The sequence below is a fragment of the Cyanobacteriota bacterium genome (genome assembly GCA_025054735.1).
In the GTDB taxonomy this organism is placed as follows: Bacteria; Cyanobacteriota; Cyanobacteriia; order SKYG9; family SKYG9; genus SKYG9.
This window is the reverse complement of record JANWZG010000287.1, coordinates 1-5272: the sequence shown is the minus strand read 5'-3', so window position 1 is coordinate 5272 and position 5272 is coordinate 1. Positions and strand designations below refer to the sequence as shown.

General features: G+C 48.7%; 5 protein-coding genes. 1 reads left to right on the top strand and 4 read right to left on the bottom strand.

The window, feature by feature from the left end; translation table 11 throughout:
* The coding region (locus tag NZ772_13250; GenBank protein ID MCS6814517.1) for an AtzE family amidohydrolase at positions 1 to 1042 on the bottom strand (1042 nt) is incomplete at its 3' end.
* Positions 1039 to 1230 carry a DUF4089 domain-containing protein gene (locus tag NZ772_13245; protein ID MCS6814516.1) on the bottom strand — a complete coding sequence of 64 codons (192 nt, stop codon included), beginning with the start codon at positions 1228 to 1230 and terminating at the stop codon, positions 1039 to 1041. The genes NZ772_13245 and NZ772_13250, both read right to left, overlap by 4 nt.
* A 441-nt stretch (positions 1231 to 1671) precedes the next feature.
* Here NZ772_13245 and NZ772_13240 point away from each other — a divergent pair, with 441 nt between their 5' ends.
* Positions 1672 to 3426, top strand: coding sequence for an iron uptake porin (locus NZ772_13240; protein MCS6814515.1), 1755 nt, complete (start codon positions 1672 to 1674; stop codon positions 3424 to 3426).
* Between the two features lie 124 nt (positions 3427 to 3550).
* Here NZ772_13240 and rimO read toward each other — a convergent pair whose 3' ends face one another.
* Positions 3551 to 4870 carry a 30S ribosomal protein S12 methylthiotransferase RimO gene (gene rimO, locus NZ772_13235; protein ID MCS6814514.1) on the bottom strand — a complete coding sequence of 440 codons (1320 nt, stop codon included), beginning with the start codon at positions 4868 to 4870 and terminating at the stop codon, positions 3551 to 3553.
* Between the two features lie 81 nt (positions 4871 to 4951).
* Positions 4952 to 5272: hypothetical protein (locus NZ772_13230; GenBank protein MCS6814513.1), on the bottom strand; the 321-nt coding region annotated here is incomplete at its 5' end.

Below are 5272 nucleotides of genomic sequence, written 5' to 3'. Positions count from 1 at the left end.
ACCAAACACCAGGAATCAACGTGCCCGCTAGCAGACGATCGCGAGTTGCAGGATCAAAATCCTGGGGACGATGCTGTAAGCGCTGAAGGTGCAGATTGGCACCCTCAACACTCGTGATTATAAACGCCGCTGCCCTCGCCCGCTTGGCCTCTGGAATAGTTACCCGCGCTGTAGCATCCAGTGCCGTAGCAACCTGTTCAACAGCCGCAAAGACCTCTGGTAATCCACCTCTGGCAAAATAGTCATCTGCCACAGCAATCCGCAAGCCATCAATGCCCTTAGCCAGTTCTGGCAGACACAGATCAGGAGGCCGGGTTGTGCAAACAGGATCTGCTGGGTCATATCCCTGCATCAAGTCGTAGGCTAGGGCTACATCCCGCACCGATCGCCCATAGACACCCATGTGATCCAAACTGCTGCAAAAGGGGTATGTGTAAGCTCTAGAGAGCCGACCATAGGTCGGCTTCAGACCAAATACACCACAAAATGACGCAGGCACTCGAATAGAGCCGTTGGTATCAGACCCTAGGGATAGGGGAACTAGACCTGCCGCTGTCGCTGCACCACAGCCACCAGAGGAGCCGCCTGCTACCCGGTTGAGGTCATGGGGATTGCGAGTACTGCCATAGTGATAGTTTTCTGTTGTGAAGCCATAGGCATACTCATCCATCATTAGCGCTCCTACCAAGATGGCTCCTGCCTGACAGAGGCGAACAATCAACGTAGCATCTTGAGCAGCAGGTGGCTCCTCAGCCTTGATTTTTGACCCCGCCAGCGTGGTGACTCCTGCAATATCAAACAAATCTTTGACTGCGAAGGGAACACCTGCTAAAACTCCTGGATCCTTACCTTGAGCAATGGTGTAATCAATCCGATCAGCATCCGCTAGCGCTTGCTCTGCCAAAACCGTCGTGAAACAGTTCAGCGTTTGGTTATACTCGGCGATGCGGGCGAGGGCAGCAGCAACAACCTCGCGAGCGGTAACTTCTTTACCCCTAACGGCAGTGGCAATACTTGTAGCATCAGCGATCGGCTTGGTCATGGGTAAAACACAGGTGCAGCATCTATGTCATCGGGCAATGGAAACTCCAGAAACAACTGAGCAATAGCCTGCAATCGTTCTAAGTTAGCCTTGACTCCAGGTTTGTAGTCAAGGTGCAGCGTGATGCCTACAATAGCAGCCATCTGTTCCAGGTACTGGTCTATATCCACAGAGTCACTCGTGGGCATTGAAGTTGAGTCAGGCACGCGATCGCTCCTTTGGCAACGGTCTAGGAGTAGTAATATCACAATCTTTCCCCTAGCCCCTAACCTCTAGACCAGTCACAGCTCAGTTATTAGGGTTTGATGAAGTTAAGGCGATCGTGTTCCTAATCATCATGAGCCAATTAGTTTCTATAACCTTACAACAAACTAGCAACGAGTCAGCAGCGCAACTAAGGCGCAACTAATTAGTTGTGTTTCCCAAGGATGTAGTCTAAAATACATTTTTGGAAGGTACTCACCTTGTATGTTGGACTCATCGGTCTGCATAGGTTAGTGCAGGCCCTGTAGTAAAGAGTTTAGCCTACGCAGATACCTACAGTCGCTTGCTAAGTCCTGGGTTTGTCGATTTAGATCGACAGCGCTATAATCGTTCTACATTCTAGGTGTGAGGAAACAGAGGTATATATGTCAAAAACATTGTTGAGGACATTAGTTGTAAGTCCGGCATTGCTGGGTGCATTTGTTGCTGTATCTAGCACCGCCATTGCGGCAGAGGCACCTGATGCCAGCAAGAGTGCATTGCACACACTTCAAGCTGCATCATCTGATGTAACTACGGTGCAGCCCATGGTTCCTGCTCCCCAAGCGCCCGAGATGCTGCTAGCGCAAACTTTTTCTGGTAGCGCAACAGTTCCTACTGCTACCCCTGCTGATAACGGGGCTGTTATTAATCAGCTCAGTCGCTACGGTAGCGAGGGTCGCCCAAACCCTATGGCTCAGGTTACATCAGTCTCTCAGCTCTCTGATGTGCAGCCAACTGACTGGGCTTACCAATCTCTGCAATCACTAGTTGAGCGCTATGGCTGTATTGTTGGCTATCCTGACGGCACTTTCCGAGGTAATCGTCCCCTGAGTCGCTTTGAGTTTGCAGCTGGTCTCAATGCCTGTATGGATAAAGTTAGCGAGTTGATTGCTCAAGGCACTGCTAACTTGGTATCCAAGGATGACTTGGCTGCTCTACAGAAGCTTCAGGAGGAGTTTTCTGCCGAACTTGCCACTCTGCGAGGCCGAGTTGATGCCCTCGAAGCACGCACTGCCACCTTGGAAGCTCAGCAGTTCTCTACAACTACCAAGCTGTCTGGGGAAGCGATTTTTGCTATTACAGATAACTTCGGTGGCACTAACGGCGTACCTGAATTTAATACGGTCTTCCTCAATCGGGTTCGTCTCAATTTCTTAACTAGCTTCACAGGTAAAGATACTCTGTGGACTCGATTCCAAACTGGAAATTTCCAAGCTGCTCCTTTGTCTGGGATTGGTGATTTTCAAAGTGGACAGACTTTCGATTTGGGTAACTTTGCGGGTGACTCACGTTTCATTCTGGATACTTTGAATTACACCTTCCCCGTTGGTGACAAGTTAAAGATTGCGATCGAAGCCAACGCTGGTTACTGGCCTGACTTGATTCCTACCTTGAACCCCTTCTTTGAAGACTTTGATGGCGGTCAAGGCTCTCTATCACTATTTGGTCAACGTAACCCCATCTACCGGATTGTGGATGGTACGGGTGCAGGTATACTGTTCAGCTATGATTTCACCGATGCTATCTCCTTGTCCGGTGGCTACATGGCAAATGTCAACGCTGCAAACCCCATTCCTGGCAAAGGCTTGTTTAACGGTAGCTACGCCGCTCTGGCTCAGTTGACATTCCGACCTAGTGATAAGTTTGGTATTGGTTTGACCTATAATCGTGGCTACTTTAACAACGATCTACCGCTGTTTGGTACTGTTGGTACCGGTGTAGCGAATATTGGTGTTGGCACCTACACCACCGACTCGTTTGGTGTTTCAGCTACTTGGACAGCAGCACCATGGCTTACTATCAACGGTTGGTTCAACTACACTAAGGCGAATGCAACGGCTGGTGGTGCAACGGCTGATATTTACAGCTATGCTATCGGTTTGGCATTCCCCGATCTTGGTAAAAAGGGTAATCTAGGAGGCATTCTTGTTGGTGCTCAGCCCTATGCTGCTAGCAGTACCTTCACTGGTCTGCCAGCCAATAATGCAACCCCATTCCATATTGAGGGCTTCTATCGGTACCAGCTCACTGACAATATTTCTATTACTCCCGGTGTTATCTGGTTAACAGCTCCTGGTCAAACCAGCACAACCGATGACGTGATCATTGGTACCTTACGCACCACCTTCCTGTTCTAAGGCTTAGCGGAACAGTTTACGTTTGAATTAGGTGAGTAGCAGGCCCTGCGTCTATGTAGGGCCTATTTCTTCTTATGTACGTAGGTTATGCGTGTGTAGGGTCTTTTTTTATTTTTTATATTTTTTATAGTGTGACTACCTGCCCATAGAGGTCGTAAACATCAGCACCAGTAATATGGGCAGGAACGATCGTCCCTAATTGCGCCTGGCCTGATAAATAGACCAGTCCATCTACATCAGGAGAGAACCGACTTGACCGCCCGATTAACTCACCTGTTTCTGGATGCTCCTGCTCGACAAGAACATCAACAGTGGTGCCAATGGCTGCCTGGTTATGGCGTAAGGAGATGGGCTGTTGGGCTTGCATGACCATCCGACGACGATCGTCCATTACTGCCTGAGGTACTTGATTCGGTAACTGACTTGCTGGAGTACCCTCCTCTGGTGAAAAGGTAAAAACCCCCACATGGTGAAACTGGTGGCGCTGCACAAAGGCTAATAGATGTTGAACATGAGCTTCGGTCTCTCCTGGAAACCCAACAATAAATGTCGTCCGCAGAGTCGCATTAGGAAGCGCAGTTTTAATGCGATCAATGACAGCATCATTCACACCTGCTTGCCACGGACGGTTCATTGCCCGTAGGATCTCTGGATGGGAATGCTGCAAAGGGAGATCTAGGTATGGCAACACGTTGGGAGTTTCTTGAATAGCAGCAATCACATCGGTGGTTAATCCCGTAGGATAGGCATAGTGAATTCGGATCCAGGGAATGTCTACTTGACCTAAAGCTCGCAATAGCTCGGCTAGTTTTGGTTCTCCATAGATGTCTCGCCCATAATTTGTCGTAATTTGAGAGATGAGAATTAATTCCTTTACCCCCTCGGCTGCTAGTTGTTGAGCCTCAGCAACGATTGACTCAATGGTTCGCGATCGCTGATTACCCCGCAGGTGGGGAATGATGCAAAATGCACAGCGGTAATCGCACCCTTCTGCGATGCGCAGGTAAGCAGTCCCTTCAGTCGTCGTTCGATACCGAGGAGTAGTCTCATCAGCAATGTAGGTTGGCTCTGGCGAAACTTCTTGAACGCGCTCCCCCTTCTCCACCCGCTGCATAACATCTACTATCTTGTGATAGTCACCTGTGCCTACAATCGCCACAGCTTCCGGCAATTCTGCCAGCAATTCCTGGTGAAAATGCTGGGCCATACAGCCCGTAATCACAATTTTCTTGTTGGCTTCTGCTAGCTCCACAATAGTGCGTACTGACTCTTCACGGGCCGCCTGGATAAAGCTACAGGTGTTCACCAATACATAATCAGCCGATTCATCACTGGCGCTGACATCATATCCTGCCTGCGCCAACAATCCCAACATATGTTCAGTATCAATGCGGTTTTTCTCACAGCCTAGGTGAGTAACCGCGATCGTCGGCTTTGTGCCCATGGTGAAAAAACTTAAACAACGAACAGCCCCCGATCGTAACGCAAATTAGCCATGACTGAGCGGGCCATCTGTACCGATTTATCAGCGAATAAATGATAAGTCTGCTGAACCCAGGTTGATTGAAAACGCGACATTCAGGTTCTCTAGACAGTCAATCAACCACTGCACAACATCTCGAGGTGACGCTTCATAGTGGTTAAACAGAATTGAGAAGCGCTTCTCAAGGTAAGGGGCAATCTTGGGGCAAATGAGAACTACCTTAACCACAATACCGATGGTCTGGGTTGGGCCAAGATTTGTGACCAAATCAACAAATACAAAGTGAGCATTTGTAAAAAGAACAGATCTGCAAATCAAATAAAAATGGTTTTCAAATTGAAACTTTGAAGTGTAAAATAAAAG